Genomic DNA, 14875 nt, shown 5'->3' with positions numbered 1-14875 from the left:
TCAGGCCGCCGTCTCCACGGAGGCGAGAGATTCCAGCGTGTCCTCCAGCGCCGATTCAAGGCAGGCCAGCAGGCGGGCCGCTTCGTCGGGAGGGTGGCGGGTATCCTCCAGCAGGTGGGCGATCGCCTGCACCCGGGTCGCGCCGAAGCTGGCAGCCACTCCCTTCAGGCTGTGGGCGGCGCGCCGGGAAGACCCGGTATCGCCGGAGGCCAGGGCGGCGCGCAGGGCCGCCATCTCCTCCCGCGCCGATTCGGGGAACATCTCCACCATCATCGCGTAGCTGTCCCCTACGGCCGCGCGCAACTCGTCGAGCCGGCCGGCATCGATCAGGGGCAACTCGACCAGAAGGTCCGTCCCGGGGTCCGGGGCGGAGGCGCCTGCGCGGGAACCTTCCGCGGCCGCTCCGCTCTCCCCGGCTTCGTCAGCCGCTGCGTCCGCGCAGGTCAGGGCCGCGATCGCGCCGGCCAGCGCGTTCCAGTCGATCGGCTTGGTGAAATAGCCGTCCAGCCCGGCCTGCAGGTAGCGCTCACGGTTGCCGGACACCACGTCGGCGGTCAGCGCCGCGATCGGGACCCGCCCGGCCGGGCCGGGCAGGGCGCGGATCTCGCGCGTCGCGGAGGCGCCGTCGAGCACCGGCATCTGCATGTCCATCAGGATCAGGTCGTAACCGCCGCGCCGCGCCGCCTCGACCGCCGCCCGGCCGTCCTCGACCGCGTCCACCCGGTGGCCCAGCCGTTCCAGCATCCTGACCACCATCAGGCGGTTGACCTCGTTGTCCTCGGCCAACAGGACGCGCGCCCTGCGTACGGCCGCGGCGGGAACGGCCCGCTCCGGCTCAGTCGGGGGAAGCTCGGTACGGCATCGTCCCAGCCGCACCGTGAAATGGAAGAGGGACCCCTTGCCGGGGGCGCTGCTGACGCCGATCTCGCCATCCATCGCCTCGACCAGCCGCTTGCAGATCGCCAGCCCCAGGCCGGTTCCGCCGAACCGGCGCGTGGTCGTGGTGTCGGCCTGGACGAACGCCTCGAACAGCCGGGAGCGCTGCTCTTCGGTCATCCCCATGCCGGAGTCCGTCACCTCGAACCGCAGCAGCACGCGCTCGCCTTCCTCGTCCCGGGCATCGGCGAGCCGGACCTTGACCGAACCCGCCGCGGTGAACTTGATCGCGTTGCCCACCAGGTTGAACAGCACCTGACGCAGGCGGGTCGGATCGCCGCACACGACGGACGGAGCGCCGGCCGGAATGTCCGCGGTCAGCCGCACGCGCTTCTCCGCCGCCCGTCCGGCGAACAGCTGGATCACGTCGGCGACGGTCCGGCGCAGGTCGAAGGCGATCGTCTCCATCTGGAGCTGTCCTGCCTCGATCTTCGAGAAATCCAGGACATCGTCGAGGATGGTCAGCAGGATCCCGGCGGAGGCCCCGAGCGTCTGCACGTAGCCGCGCTGCTCCCCCGACAGCGGAGTGCCCATCAGGAGGTCGACCATGCCCATCACGCCGGTCATGGGGGTGCGCAGCTCATGGCTCATCATGGCCAGGAACTGCGATTTCGCGTCGCTCGCCTGCTCCGCCACCCGGCGCGCCGCGTCCAGGTCGATCGCCAGCTTGCGAAGCTCCACCGCCTGGGCGGCCAGCCGGTCGCTCGCCTCGCGAAGCTCCTGCTCGTAGCGCACCCGCTCGGAGACCTCGCGCATCGCGGTCAGCAGCCCGCCATCGCCCTCCGGCGTTCCTTCCAGCCTGCCCGCCACGCTTTCGAACCACAGCCAGCGCCCGTCGCTGTGCCGCAGGCGGAACACCGCCGACCCAGGCAGGCCGGCCATCATCTCGGCGTGCTTCCGCTCGATCAGCGGCAGGTCGGCGCCATGGACGAACTCGCCGAGGCGGCGGCCCACCATGTCCGCCGGGGCGTGGCCGAGCTGCTTCTCGCAGGATGGCGACACATAGAGGATCGTCGTGTCAGGGGCGTGCAGGCAGATGATGTCCGTGGCGCTGTCGGCCAGCAGGCGAAACCGCTGCTCGCTCTCCCGGACCCTCGCCTCCTGCTCGCGCAGCGGGGTGATGTCGGTCAGGATGCAGACGATGCCGCCGTCGCGGGTGCGCCTTTCCGAAACCCGGAAGTGCCGGCCGTCGGGCAGGCGCCGCTCCGTCGGCAGGTCGGGTGGGAAGCGGTGGGCGGCCAGCCGTTCGGCCACCCAGGCTTCCCGGTCGGTGACCGGGTCCGCGTCCGGGATCTCCCGCCGGTCGAGGCCGGCCCGGAGGATCTCCTCGAAGGTGACGCCCGCGGGGGAGTCGAAGGCCGCGAGCTGGGGCGTGGCCTTGACGAAATTGTCGTTGTACAGCACCAGCCGGTCGTCGGCGTCATAGAGGGCGAACCCTTCGGATATGCTGTCGATCACGTCCCGCAGGCTCTGCTGCGCCGTGCGCATGCCTTCCTGGGCCAGCTTGCAGTCGGTGACGTCGCTGCCGACGCTCTGGTACCCCTCGATCCGGCCGTCCCGGTCCGCGAGGGCCACGTTGCGCCAGCGGATCCAGCGCTGCTCGCCCGACGGCGTCACCACGGCGTTCTCGTTGACCAGGACGGGCGGATCGCCGTCCCCGACCGCGGTGCGGCTGCCGAACAGCGCGACGACCCGCTCGCGGTCCGAGGCGGCCAGGGTGTCGGCGAAGCGACTGCCGACCAGGGACTCCGGAGCCCGGCCCAGCATCCGCGCATAGGCGTCGTTGACGTAGGTCAGCGTGGTATCCGGCAGGAAGCGCGAGATGAGGTCGTGCTGCTCGTCCAGAACGCCGCGGTAGAGTTCCGCCAACCGCGCCAGCTCCTCTCCCGCGGTCCGCCGGACCGTGACGTCGGTCGCGGTCCCCATCAGGCGGGCTGCCCTGCCCTGGGAATCCATCAGGGGGACGACCCCGATCCTCACCCGGCGCGGCCGGCCGTCCAGGGCGAATTGGTGGTCGAACTCGACGGGGCCGTCCGGGTCCCGGCGGCCGTGCAGCCGTTCGCCCGGGTCCCGCTCGACGAAGTCCCGGAAAGCCGCGTCGGAGAAACCCGACATCGTCCGGAACAGCCGGTTCATGCAAAGGGGGCGGAGGGGGCCGCTGCGCGACGCATCCACGATGAAGGTCGGGGCGCCGATGGTCTCGATGATTCCCGGCAGTTCGTTCTCGGCACAGGTCGCGAGCATCGGTGCGTCTGTTCTTTCCCGGTTCGAACGAGGGGAGCGGCGCGTTCCCGGCATCCGGTCCGAAACCACCAGGCCGCCGGGCCGGCCTGTATCATGTAAAGAGGGGAGCGACATTCCGTCAATCCGAACGTGCGTCCGGTTCGAATCGGTCGCAGCCGACGGCATCCGGGAAGCGGAACATCGCGCGACGAACCATTGCCGTGACTTCGCGGCGCCTTGCACGATATGCTTGCAGCAGTCCCATCCTGCATCAATCGCCCAGATCAGTCCTTCCATGAACGGCACGCCAGCCCACGAGTCCCAGGATCCGGACGGCCGGGAGCCGTCCACCCTGTTCGCCCAGGCCCGCGAGCACCTGCTGGCCGGGAACGCGGCCGCCGCCGACGCGATCCTGCGGCGCGGCCGGGCGCTCGCGCCGGACGATGCCGCCATGGCTTATCTCCATGGTCTCTGCCTCGTCCAGGCGGGTGATCCGCCGGCCGCCGCCGAGGCGTTCGCCGCGGTGCTCCGGCTCGACCCCGGGAACGGCCGGGCGGCCCTGATGCTCAGCCGCGCGCTGTGCCGGTCCGGCGACCGCGCGGAGGCGGCGCGGTGGCGGACGGAACTGGCGCGCCGGCATCCCGGCGATCCCGCCCTTCTGAACGAACTCGCCGCCGACCTTCTGGAGGAGGGGGACGAACCGGGCGCCGCGCGCCTGCTCGACCAGGCGATCCGGTCGGCGCCGGACGATCCGGACGTGCTGCACAACCTGGGTGTCGCCTGTGCCCGGCTCGGCAGCCTGGAGCGCGCCGAGACGCTGCTGCGCCGGTCGCTGGAGCGCCGGGACGGCATGTCCGCCCGGCGGGACCCGTCGGAAGCGGCGCTGGCCGGGGTCCTGGCGACCCGCGGTTCCTTCGACGAGGCCCAGGCCGTCGCGGGCGGGCTGCTCGACCGGGGTGCCGAGCAGGTCCATGCCTGGACGGTCCTCGGCACCGCCGCCGCGCGGCGGGGCCGGCCCGCGGCGGCGGTCGACGCGCTCCTGAAGGCCGAGGCGCTGGCACCGGCCGATCCGGGCGTCCTGTCCAACCTGGCGGCCGCCCTGGACGAGGATGGCCGCACCGCGGAAGCCCAAGAGCGCTGGCGGCGCCTGGCGGCCTCCGGCCATGCCGGGGCGGGAGCGCGGGCACGGCTGGCGTCGCGGGCCCCGGCGGCGGGCGAGGCGCTTCGCCGGCTGTTCCCCCTGACCGACCTGAGGCCCGGCGACGGCGGACCGGTGGAACTCGCCGAGGCCGACCTCTGCCTGGACCAGTGGCATCTGGTCCAGGGCGACCGACTGGCGCTCGACCTCGTGCTCACGCCGCCGCTCGGCGGGGCCAACTTCGTCGTCGCGGCCGACGGGACCGGCGCCGTGCTGGTGCGCGACGACCTGGAGCGGCGCCGGATCGAGGAGCCCGTGGTCTTCCTCGGCGGTACCGCCAACTACTATCACTGGATGCTCGACACGCTGCCCCGGCTGTCGGCCATCGACGGACTGGACGGTCCGCTGCTGGTCAATTCCGCGCAGAAGGGCTTCCATCTGCGGACGCTGGAGCTGCTGGGCGTTCCGCCCTCCCGCCTGATGGTGCCCGACGCGCCGGCCCTGACGCGGTTCGCCCGCCTGACCGTCCCCGGCCTGGTGTCGCGGCCGAGGCGCGCCGACGGCCAGATGGACTGGATGATGCCCTCCGTGGACCGGGCCGCGGCATTGCGGGTGCGGGATCGCCTGATGGAGGGGATCGCCGTCCGCCCCGGGAAGGCCCGCCGCATCCTGGTCTCGCGCGAGGGATCGCTGTTCCGGCGGTGCGACAACGAGGGGGTGATAGCGCAGGTCGCGGCGCGGCGCGGCTTCGTCGCCGTCCGGCTGGAGGAACTGTCGTTCGACGAGCAGGCGTCGCTGTTCGCCGGGGCGGAGGCCGTGATGGGGGTCCACGGCGCCGGCTTCACCAACATGCTCTTCGCACCGCCCGGCGCGCTCCTGATCGAACTGCACCCCGCCGGGCACCTGCCGGAGTTCTATCGCCACCTGACCCGGCTGCTGGGGCAGGGGCACATGGCCGTCGGCGGCGTCATCACCCAGGCGCTGCGACCGGCCCGCGAGTACAATTGGAACTTCAGGATCGATCCGGCCGAGCTGGACCTGTGCCTCGCGGAACTGGGAGCCTGAACCGTTCCGCCGGTCAGCCCTGGGTGATCGAGGCGACCAGGAGGAACAGCACGACGGCGCCGAAGACGGTCCACCCGACGCGGGTCAGGCGCCGGCGGACGGCGGGGAAGAGGGCCGCCAGGACGGCCAGGATGAGCAGGATCTTGAAGAGCATGGGCCTTCTTGCACGCAGCCCGCCGTCTTCGCAAGCCTGCCCGCCCGCTCAGCCCTGGGTGGCGGGCTGCGCGCGGCGGCCTGCCCGGCTGCCGTGCGTCAGGGAGAAGGCCCAGGTTATCTCCGCCCCGAACAGGAAGATCTGGGCGGAGTAGTAGACCCACATCAGGACGATCACCAGGGCGCCGGCAGCACCGTAGGCCGACGCGATGTTGCTGCTTCCCAGGTACAGGCTGATCAGCAGCTTGCCGATCGAGAACATCACCGCCGTGATGAAGGCGCCGAACCAGACGTCGCGCCAGGGGATCCGGGCATCCGGCAGCATCTTGTAGATCATCGCGAACAGGGTCGTGACCACGGCCAGCGAGATGACCAGGTTGGCCACCTGCATCATGAGGTCGAGGCCCGGCATGATGCCGGCGAGATAGTCGCTCAACGCCGCCAGCGCCGCGCTCACCACCAGCGAGACCAGCAGCAGGAAGCCGATGGCGCCGATCAGCGAGAGGCTCAGCAGGCGCACCTTGACCAGCCAGACGACGCTCGATCCCGTCGGCGGCTGGGCCTTCCAGATGACGTTCAGCGAGGACTGGAGCTCGGCGAAGACGGTGGTGGCGCCGACGATCAGCGTGACGATGGCGACGACGGTCGCGATCGTCCCGGAGACCGGCTTCCCGGCGCTGGCGATCATGGCCTGGAGCGCCGCGGCACCCTCGCGTCCCATCATGCCCTGGAGCTGTCCCATCAGGGCTCCCTGCGCCGCTTCCGGACCGAACACCAGTCCGGTGATCGCGATGATCAGAAGCAGCATCGGAGCCATCGAGAACAGGGTGTAGAACGCGATCGCAGCACCCATGCTGGCCGCCCGATCCTCGAGCCACCCGTTGAAGGCGGTAACCAGAACATGCCAGGCTTTTCCGAACGGCACGTGACCCAACCCTTTCATGGGAAATCCCCGGCGGCGCCGGGAGCGCCGTCGGGGATCGGTGTTTCCGGACGCCGCCGGGAGCCCGAGGCTCCCGGAATCCGCCCCTAGATGTCGCGGTCGCGATCGACCGCGCGGTCGGTCGCGGTCCGGTCCGTCATCGTGCGGTCGGTATCGGCGGCCCGGTCGACATCCACCTCGGTCCGGCGAACCGTGTCCGAGACATGCTCGGTCCGTTCGGTCACGTCCTTGCCGACCACGACCTCCTCGGTGACGCGCGCGGTCTTGGAAACGACGGCCTCCTCGGAGGTTTCGGTCAGGTTGACGGTCCGCTCCCGGAAGGCGTCGGCCCCGGCATCCACCGGGCGGTCGACCGCACGGCGCTCCACATGGACCGATTCCTCGCGCAGCCGGACGCTCTCCTCGACCGGAGTTTCGACCACGTAGCTGCGGACCCGCACGCCGCCGCCCTGGACCTGCCGCTTGCCGACGGCGATCTGCTCCTCGGCGATCGGGATGACGGTCTCCTCGCCGGTGCCAGTCGCCGTCCGGTCGCCCAGGCCGGCGGTCGTGTCGGAGGTGGTGTTGGTGGTCCGCATGGACGACGCGGCCTCGGTCAGGCCGGTGCCGGTGTAGGGGCCGGCATCCTCGTCGTAGCGGCTCCAGCCTTCGGAGCGCCAGAGCGAGCCGCGCTCGTCGATGTCCACCGCGCCATGGTTGCTCATGATCTCCAGGCCGCGCTCGACATTGTCGTCGGCCAGGCGCGCGATCACCAGGGAGCCGCCGCGGCGGACGCCCTCGGCATAGACGTGGGAATCGTCCTCGGGAACGCCGGCGCGGCGAAGCCGGCTGAGGATGCCGCCGGACGCGGCATCGGAGGCCGCGGTCGTTCCGGTCCCGGTGGTCATCCCGGCTCCGCTGGTGATGCCGGGAACGCCGGCGGCCATGGACCCCGAGCCGACCGCCGGGTCGGCGGTACCGGCATCGGACCACCCGGCGGGGCCGGAGCCGATCGCCGAGCTGTCGATGATCTCGGTATCGCTGAAGCCGGCGGCCGAGAGATCGCGGGTCACGCCCTCGGATTCGGCTGCGCTGTCGTAAAGGGCAACGACGGTCTTGGTCATTGTTTCGCGTTTCCTTCTGCTATGGATGATCCGGCCGGGTCGCCGTCGGCGGTCTCCCGCTCGACGATGACGTCCTGTGACCGGAGCGTTATGTTTTCCTGATGGCGGCTTTCGGTCCTGCGGCGACGGATGTGGATCTCCTCGCGCAGGAACAGCCGCTTCTCGACGACGAGACGTTCCTCGACGACCGGTATCACCAGCGTTTCGCCGTCGTCGTAGACTTCCGGCGTCTCGTGGATCTCCCGGTCGATCGCGATCCTTTCCACGTCGACGTCGACGGACGCCAGTGCCTGGTCTATCGCCTGTTCGTGCTCGCGCGTCACTGTCCGTACCCGGACACGGCCGGTTTCGACCTCGCGCGTGCCGACCCTCAACTCTTCCTCGACAACCGGAATGGTCTGCGGCCGTGTCTGGTCGTCCGGTCGATCCGACATGTCTTGGGGACCTATCAGAACAGGTAGAGCAGGGCGAGGATGATCAGGACCACCACGACGGCGGGAATGATCCACTTGGCGGGCGAGGCCGCGGTCGCGGCGCTGGCCCTGCGGTTCGCGTCGCCCGCCGTGGCGGTCGATCCGTGCGCCGTCGAAGCGGTTCCCATGGAACTGGTGCTTGCCGTTCCGGTGCCGTGGGATCCGGTGCCTGCCGATCCCGTGCTCGAGGCGGTGTCGCTGCCGGTCGAATAGACGCCTATCTTGTCGGGATTTGCGCCGCGTGCCGATGTATCGTCCGTGTTCGTCATGGGATACGAACCTCTCATGATTGTCGATCCTGATGTGCACCCCCAACAGCGACGGGCGGCATTGATCGCGCGGACTAATTTGCGCCTTGTTTGTTCCAAAAGGTGAGGTGGGCAGGAATCGGCGTCCGTCCGGGGCGGACGACGCCAAGCCTTCCTCCGGAAAAGCGAACGCCCCGGAAGCGGGAGCTTCCGGGGCGTTGCACTGCGGCTTTCTGGTCCGCCGTTCCGTACTTCCGGGGTCGCCCTGGATGGGCGGTCCGGTACCGGGCGGCGGAGAAATCAAGGACGGATGCCGGGTTCGGCACCGTTCCGACGCCTGCGTTCCGGAATACCGGTCCCGGAACGCGAATGGATAATCCGCCGGCCTTTCCGTCGGGTCAGCCGTTCAGGGCGTCCTTCAGGCCCTTGGCCGCCGAAAACTTCGCCTGCTTCGACGCAGCGATGGTGATCTTCTCGCCGCTCTGGGGATTGCGCCCTTCGCGAGCGGCCCGTTCAGCCACGCTGAAGCTGCCGAAGTTCGGAACCTTGACCTCGTCGCCGGACGCCAAAGCCTGGGCGATGACAGTGAACGCGGCGTCGACCGCCTTGCCGGCATCCGCTTTCGTCTGCCCCGTCTGGTCGGCCACGGCGGCCACGAGTTCGGCTCGATTCATGGTGCTCCTCGATAGTCACTGGTTTCGGATCTTGCAAACGTCGGGCGTCTATAAGCCACGAACACTAAGAGGTAATGAAGAATGGCGTCTGTCCAGCGCTTTCCCGCAGCTCCTGCCTCTTGGGGCGGAGTTGTCACAACGCTGCATCACCAGAACCCCTCTTTCGGGGTGGAAATCGTGCAGAACCCGCCGTGGCTGCACGCGGAGCATCGGAAATCAAGCGGCAATTTTCAGTTCGGCGGCGGCGCGGCGACGCCGGATGGAATCGCCGGACGGCACCTCCGCGGGTAGGATCTGTTGTATCCGGTGCCGCCGCGCGCTCGCGTGCGGCGGCAGAAAAACGGCTGAACAGCGCCAGCGCAAAGGGATCGACCATGGCCGACGAAAGCTCGAAAGGCGGCGGGGCACCGCCGAGGACGGAGGCGGTGCCCCCCGCCGTGCCGGAAGCACGGGACAGCGGCATCTCGGCATGGCAGCCGGGGACGGCGGGCAGCTCGCCGCCCGAGACGCCGATGCCGCCGTCCGACGCGCCGGCCGGCGAGACCGATATCGCGGCGGTCCGCGCCCGGATCGCCGAACTGCAGGCCGAGATCGACCGCCTGGGCGCGCTGGTCGACGGAGCTGTCGGCAAGCTCGCGCGGGAAGACGGGAGGGGCGGCGGCCGTTGAGGCGCCGCGATCCCGGCGGTCTGGGTGCCCGGCCGGGCATCTGCGCGCCGATATTTGACGTACGATTTCTGTTGAAATAAAAGATCCACATATTATTCCCGATACCCTATTGACTTGGTGGGATTTGGGCGCAAATATGACGGTGACCCCTCGGGGTCCGCGGGCATTTGATGGATTCAGCTTGCGCCGCGTCACCAAACGCTAAAGCGCCACGAACAGGATCGTGGCTCGAGTTCGAGGAGACCGATCATGTCCACAGCCCATCCCCCAAGACCATCCGCGCGCGGCTTCGGGAAGATGCCGATCTGTTGTCGCTGACAGCGACGACGTTCGTCCCCATCCCGAATCAGACCGGAGGCGGCACAGGAGTGCCGGCCCCCGCATAGGCATCGGAGCCGTGCCATGACCCCTGCGCGTGCATACGCCATCGAAGTACAAGGAAACCAAGCCGGCGTCGTCGTCGCCGACGCCAACCGCTTCATCTTCTTCGCCGCCGACTGGGTCTTCGGGACCCTCGACCGCAAGTCCTTCCGCAGCCCCGCCCACGCGGAACAGGCGGCCCGGGACGTGCTTCAGCGCCGGCGACCCATTCCGAGTTGAGGAGCAGCATATGTCCGATATCGGTGAACTGGTCAGGAACCTTTCGCTCTATTCGGCCGGCATCGCCCTGCTGTGTCTCGCCTTCATGCTGATGGTCCAGACGTTCTGACCTGACCCCCTTTCCCGCGAAACTCCCGGGAGATCCGGCCCGGTCCTCAGCGGACCGGCCGGTCGCCGGTTTCCGGCGGCAATTCCATCGTCCCGCGAACGACCGGTTACGGAGCGGAAGCGTCAAGCAATCTTGTCAAGATCAATCTTGTCAAGATTCGGTTGGCAGCCAGGGTAAGGCTCGGCCTTGCCATGCCATCAGAAAGCTCCGGGAAATCACTGGCAGGAAACCGCGAGGGTTCATTCTCCTGATACATGGGCATTCAAGGCCTTTTGTCGGATCGGCCTCAGCCTGATCTGCCAGAGGACACCCTTGTCCCACGATTCACTACCGATGAGCCACCGACTTGGGTCAAATGCTAAACTGTTTTAGACCGATCGAGTGCTCGAAAGATCGGGGCTTAGCCGGAAGAAGTCAAAGTATCTCATGGGATGGTAAGTAGAGCGTCGCCAACAGTATGTCATCCAAAGTTGTTCACGGCTTGTTACTGTAGAGTTTGGACAATTAAGCTTGTCTGATACGGGCTTGTATTCTGATGGGATGGAATAACGGATTCGTCGTGCCGCTTCCTGCGGAAGGTCGAGGCTGGGCCGACCGCAGGTCTCGCGTTCCGGATCGCTCCCTTGGCCGACAACTTGATTGCCGGAACTCTGCAAGAATGCCATTGAACCCTGTCCCTGAGTTTCAAGCTAACGTCAACGCGAGCCGCGATCGGCACACCTCCACCGGGCTATCGCCGCAAACACCTCCTTGATCTGAAATGCTACTGGTCCCGACACCCCGCGGTGCCGGATCCGCTTCTTGCGGATGGGCCGGGACCGGTATTTTACTAATAGAAAATCAAGAATTACCTATACAACATTAACCTCTATTGTGATTTCCCGTTCATGGCGATTCCGATTAGGGAGAACTCTCAAAGACTTATCCAAAAGGGTGTATGGACATTTCACACTCGCGAAGCGCTATATAAATCATCTCTTGCGGAACCCGAAATTCGGTGAGCTTGGCAAGTAATCACATGATTACAGATCTTCAAAGCTTGCCCGACGGAACATCGATTGAAACCGATGTCTGTATCGTGGGCGCCGGCGCCGCCGGTATTACCTTGGCGATGGAACTGCTGGGGCATGATTTCCATGTATGTGTGCTTGAAAGCGGCGGCCTGGATTTCGAGGACGATATCCAGGCCTTGAACGATGCCGACTGTATCGGCGAACATCGGGTCGATCTGCTGTGGAGCCGGCTGCGGTATTTCGGCGGAACCACCGGGCACTGGGGCGGTAATTGCGCGCCGCTCGACGAGCAGGATTTCGAGGAGCGCGCCTGGGTGCCGGACAGCGGCTGGCCGTTCCCCAAATCCGAGTTGGATGCCATCTACCCCAAGGCGTACGAGTATTGCGAACTGCCGTCGGCCAATTTCTCGGCCGATTACTGGGCGGCGCAGTCCGCGTCTTTCCGGGAGCGGCGGATCTCCCTGGCGGGCGATCCGATCGGCGAGAAGATCATGCTGAAGAGCCCACCGACCCGTTTCGGCGAGGTTTACCGGAACGCGCTCGCCCAGACCGGCAACCGATGCGATGTCTATCTCCACGCCAATGTCGTCGAGATCGAAACCACCGAGGAGGCCAACCGGGTCACCGCCCTGAGGACCAGGGGCCTCGACGGGCAGACCTGCCGTTTCCGCGCAGGCGTCTTCATCCTGGCGTCGGGCATCGAGAACGCTCGTCTGCTGTTGCTGTCGGACCGCGTGCGCCCCCGGGGACTGGGCAACGATCACGACGTGGTCGGCCGTTACTTCATGGCACACACCACTCTTCGCACCGGCCGGGCGATGCTGTCGCTGCCCGAGGGGACCGCCAGCTACTACGCGACCCTCGGGTGGGAGCAGCGCTTCCTGACCGAGACAAGTCCCTTCATCGACGCGCTCCAGCCCAGCCGCGCCGCGCAGGAGCGCGAGGGCATCCTGAACAGCGTCGTGTTCTTCGAGGAAAGCTACGAGGGCGAAAAGACTCCCGGCTTCGTCGCCATGCGGCGGATCGCCAAGCAGATCGTCCACGGGCGCATGCCATCCAACCTGGTGCGAGATCTGGGCATCGTGGTCGGCGACCTGGACGAGGTGGTGAAGGCCCTCTATGCGCGAAGCGTCGGCGATCGCAGCTACAGGATCCTGCAGACCCGCTTCTTCTGCGAGCAGGCGCCGGACCGCGACAGCCGTGTCAGATTGGGGGACGATGTCGATGCCCTCGGGCAACGGAAGCTGGTGCTCGACTGGCGGCTGAACGACCTGGACAAGCGTACCGTCATCCGGACCCAGAAACTGCTGGCGGAGCAGTTCGGCGCGCTCGGGATCGGGCGGCTCCAGGTGGAGTTCGACTCGGAAACCGATCCATGGCCCCGCGGCGTCGACTCGTCGGCCCATTTCATGGGCACGACCCGGATGAGCACCGATCCCCGCCGCGGCGTGGTCGACGGCGACTGCCGGGTCCATGGCATCGACAATCTCTACGTGGCCGGCGGGTCGGTGATGCCGACGTCCGGGGCGACCATGGTGACCGTCAATATCGTGGCCCTGGCCGTGCGCCTCGCGGGGCACCTGCGGACCCGGCTCAGTTGAACCGGGAATTTTCCTGAGCGGAGACCGACCATGAACCGACGCGAGCTTCTCGCCACCGCCGCCGCGGCGGGCCTGCTGTACGGGTCGCCGGGGCCGGCCCAGGCCGCGGCGGCCGCCCCGCCCGAAGCGCAGCGCCTGCTCGCCCTGCTGCGCTCCCCGGCGGCGGCGCGCCGGATCGGCCGGGCATACCTCGAAACGGCGAGGGATGAGGCGGACCCGGCCAAGCTGGCCGCGCTGATCGTCGGTGGCGGCGGGATGTCGGATGGCGACCTCTTGCGTCACGTCGCCGAACGCCAGCGGGCCGATTTCGCCGCCGGCCGGACGGTCAAGCTCGACGGCTGGGTGCTGTCCCGGACGGAGGCCCGCCTGTATGCCCTGGCGTCGGTTTGAGCGATGCGGCGATCCGTTCCCGGGAGTTCGAACCCTGTCCGTGCAGGTCCGGGCTTGTCCGTCGCCGGTCGTCAAGGTGGTGCCCGCTGCCGGGATCGAACCGGCACGACCGAAGGTCGAGGGATTTTAAGTCCCTTGCGTCTACCAATTCCGCCAAGCGGGCACGGGGGGAGAAGCCACACACCCTAATCCGCGCATGGACGCCCCGCAAGCATCTTGCCGAAGCCGGCCGCAAGGCCATCTAGCGGGGAATGGAAACCATCAATTGGCTCGGCCTGATATCCCTGCTGCTGGTCGCCCTCCTCGTGGGACCGGCGGCCTTCCGCATGAACCGCGGCGGCCAGTGGCTGCCCAAGGTGGCGGTCTGGCTCGCGATCCTGGTCGGGCTGATGTTCGTGTACCAGACCTTCGGGCCGTTCTGACCCGAAGCATCCCGTCAGTCGTGGTCGAACATGCCGTTCATCGTCATGACGCCGATGGCGATGGCGACGGTGCCGAAGGTCGCCATCAGCCCGAAGAACAGCAGCAGGATCGCCAGGACGCCGCCGTCGCTCTGTCCCATCAGGGTGCGCAGGCTGGCGATGTCCAGCAGCAGAAGGCCGGTTCCCAGCACACCGCCGCCCGCCGCACCGCTCGTCAGGTGCTTCAGGAGGAACATCACCAGGGTTTTTTCGAACGACCTCATGCGGAGGTAGGTGGGATTCCGAAACCCTGCGGCAAACTGTCGCTGCCATTATTCGCCGGAACTGTCCGTCAGGGATACCCCTTCAGGAATACCCGACCGTTACCGACGGCTCGCCGCCCAGGTCCCGGACCAGGGATGCGACAGCTTCGGTCGCTTGCTCCAGCATGGCTTCGTCGGTGCCGTGCAGCACCAGGCTGACGCCGTATTCCTTGTTCCGCAGATAGGGGTAGCTGCCGATCTCGATCTCGGGGAAACGCTTCTGAACCGCTTCCAGCCCTTCTGCCAGCGTGCCCTCCGGCAGGCCGCAGCTTACCGTCCGGGCCAGCATGCGGGCGCCGCCGCGCAACCGGGGAAGCAGGTTCTCCACCATGCCCTGCATGATCATCGGCACGCCGGCCAGCACGAACACGTTGCCGATCTGGAAGCCGGGAGCCTTGCTCACCGGGTTGTCGATCAGGATGCCCCCGGCCGGAATGTTGGCCATGCGCAGGCGTGCCTCGTTGATCTGGTCGGTCTTGTAATGGGCTTGCAGCCGCGCGACCGCCTCGGCGTTCCGTTCCAGCGCCACGCCGAACGCCTTCGCGATGCATTCCGCCGTGATGTCGTCGTGCGTCGGGCCGATGCCGCCCGTGGTGAAGACATAGGTGTAGCGGGCGCGCAGCGCGTTGACCGCGTCGATGATCTCGCCCTCCAGGTCGGGGACGACCCGGGCCTCGCGCAGGCGGATGCCGACTTCGTTCAGCTTCTCCGCCAGGAAGGGCAGGTTGGCGTCCTTGGTCCGCCCCGACAGGATCTCGTTGCCGATGATAAGCAGGGCGGCGGTGACGTCCGCCTCCCGGGTGTTCTGGGTCAT

At 67.8% G+C, this 14875-nt stretch carries 15 protein-coding genes and 1 tRNA gene; 7 read left to right on the top strand and 9 right to left on the bottom strand.

Features of this window, described 5'->3' with window-relative positions; genetic code table 11:
* Positions 1–3180, bottom strand: coding sequence for a PAS domain-containing hybrid sensor histidine kinase/response regulator (locus IGS68_RS19885; RefSeq protein WP_201072948.1), 3180 nt, complete (start codon positions 3178–3180; stop codon positions 1–3).
* Between the two features lie 274 nt (positions 3181–3454).
* Between IGS68_RS19885 and IGS68_RS36200 the strand changes: the two genes are divergently transcribed.
* Complete coding sequence (locus tag IGS68_RS36200) at positions 3455–5362, top strand: glycosyltransferase 61 family protein (protein ID WP_201072946.1); 1908 nt, start codon at positions 3455–3457, stop codon at positions 5360–5362.
* A 13-nt stretch (positions 5363–5375) separates the two neighbouring features.
* On the opposite strand, the gene IGS68_RS19875 is transcribed toward IGS68_RS36200, so the two are convergent.
* The 4 genes from IGS68_RS19875 to IGS68_RS19860 all read right to left on the bottom strand — a co-directional run bounded on the left by IGS68_RS19875 (position 5376) and on the right by IGS68_RS19860 (position 7995).
* Entirely contained in the window at positions 5376–5516 is a 141-nt protein-coding gene (locus IGS68_RS19875) for a hypothetical protein (RefSeq protein WP_201072944.1), read from the bottom strand.
* A 48-nt stretch (positions 5517–5564) separates the two neighbouring features.
* Positions 5565–6368 (bottom strand): YihY/virulence factor BrkB family protein, encoded by an 804-nt coding sequence (locus IGS68_RS19870; RefSeq protein ID WP_247880988.1) that lies wholly within the window; start codon positions 6366–6368, stop codon positions 5565–5567.
* Positions 6369–6544: 176 nt separating this feature from the next.
* Positions 6545–7561: a YsnF/AvaK domain-containing protein gene (locus tag IGS68_RS19865; RefSeq protein ID WP_201072941.1), complete on the bottom strand. Its 1017-nt coding sequence runs from the start codon at positions 7559–7561 to the stop codon at positions 6545–6547.
* Positions 7558–7995: a YsnF/AvaK domain-containing protein gene (locus tag IGS68_RS19860; RefSeq protein ID WP_201072939.1), complete on the bottom strand. Its 438-nt coding sequence runs from the start codon at positions 7993–7995 to the stop codon at positions 7558–7560. Before IGS68_RS19860 ends, IGS68_RS19865 begins: the two co-directional genes overlap by 4 nt.
* Before the next feature lie 39 nt (positions 7996–8034).
* On the opposite strand from IGS68_RS19860, the gene IGS68_RS19855 reads away from it, so the two are divergent.
* Entirely contained in the window at positions 8035–8247 is a 213-nt protein-coding gene (locus IGS68_RS19855; protein WP_201072937.1) for a hypothetical protein, read from the top strand.
* 433 nt (positions 8248–8680) lie between these two features.
* Here IGS68_RS19855 and IGS68_RS19850 read toward each other — a convergent pair whose 3' ends face one another.
* Positions 8681–8956, bottom strand: coding sequence for an HU family DNA-binding protein (locus IGS68_RS19850; RefSeq protein ID WP_201072935.1), 276 nt, complete (start codon positions 8954–8956; stop codon positions 8681–8683).
* Positions 8957–9330: 374 nt separating this feature from the next.
* Here IGS68_RS19850 and IGS68_RS19845 point away from each other — a divergent pair, with 374 nt between their 5' ends.
* The 4 genes from IGS68_RS19845 (at position 9331) to IGS68_RS19830 (ending at position 13337) form a co-directional block, all read left to right on the top strand.
* The gene (locus IGS68_RS19845; protein WP_201072933.1) at positions 9331–9624 is read left to right on the top strand and encodes a hypothetical protein; all 294 of its coding nucleotides are present in this window, start codon (positions 9331–9333) and stop codon (positions 9622–9624) included.
* A 402-nt stretch (positions 9625–10026) separates the two neighbouring features.
* The gene (locus tag IGS68_RS19840; protein WP_201072931.1) at positions 10027–10224 is read left to right on the top strand and encodes a hypothetical protein; all 198 of its coding nucleotides are present in this window, start codon (positions 10027–10029) and stop codon (positions 10222–10224) included.
* Between the two features lie 1253 nt (positions 10225–11477).
* Entirely contained in the window at positions 11478–12947 is a 1470-nt protein-coding gene (locus tag IGS68_RS19835) for a GMC oxidoreductase (RefSeq protein ID WP_201072929.1), read from the top strand.
* Positions 12948–12977: 30 nt separating this feature from the next.
* The gene (locus IGS68_RS19830; RefSeq protein WP_201072927.1) at positions 12978–13337 is read left to right on the top strand and encodes a hypothetical protein; all 360 of its coding nucleotides are present in this window, start codon (positions 12978–12980) and stop codon (positions 13335–13337) included.
* 77 nt (positions 13338–13414) lie between these two features.
* On the opposite strand, the gene IGS68_RS19825 is transcribed toward IGS68_RS19830, so the two are convergent.
* Positions 13415–13500, bottom strand: a tRNA-Leu gene (locus tag IGS68_RS19825).
* A gap of 88 nt (positions 13501–13588) precedes the next feature.
* On the opposite strand from IGS68_RS19825, the gene IGS68_RS19820 reads away from it, so the two are divergent.
* Positions 13589–13759, top strand: a complete 171-nt coding sequence (locus tag IGS68_RS19820) for a hypothetical protein (protein ID WP_201072925.1) — start codon at positions 13589–13591, stop codon at positions 13757–13759.
* Between the two features lie 14 nt (positions 13760–13773).
* Here IGS68_RS19820 and IGS68_RS19815 read toward each other — a convergent pair whose 3' ends face one another.
* The gene (locus IGS68_RS19815; RefSeq protein ID WP_201072923.1) at positions 13774–14022 is read right to left on the bottom strand and encodes a hypothetical protein; all 249 of its coding nucleotides are present in this window, start codon (positions 14020–14022) and stop codon (positions 13774–13776) included.
* 82 nt (positions 14023–14104) lie between these two features.
* Positions 14105–14875 (bottom strand): competence/damage-inducible protein A, encoded by a 771-nt coding sequence (locus IGS68_RS19810; protein ID WP_201072920.1) that lies wholly within the window; start codon positions 14873–14875, stop codon positions 14105–14107.

The organism is Skermanella sp. TT6 (assembly GCF_016653635.2).
Lineage (GTDB): Bacteria > Pseudomonadota > Alphaproteobacteria > Azospirillales > Azospirillaceae > Skermanella > Skermanella cutis.
The sequence above is the reverse complement of the archived record's forward strand: the minus strand, read 5'-3'. Positions and strand labels throughout refer to the sequence as shown.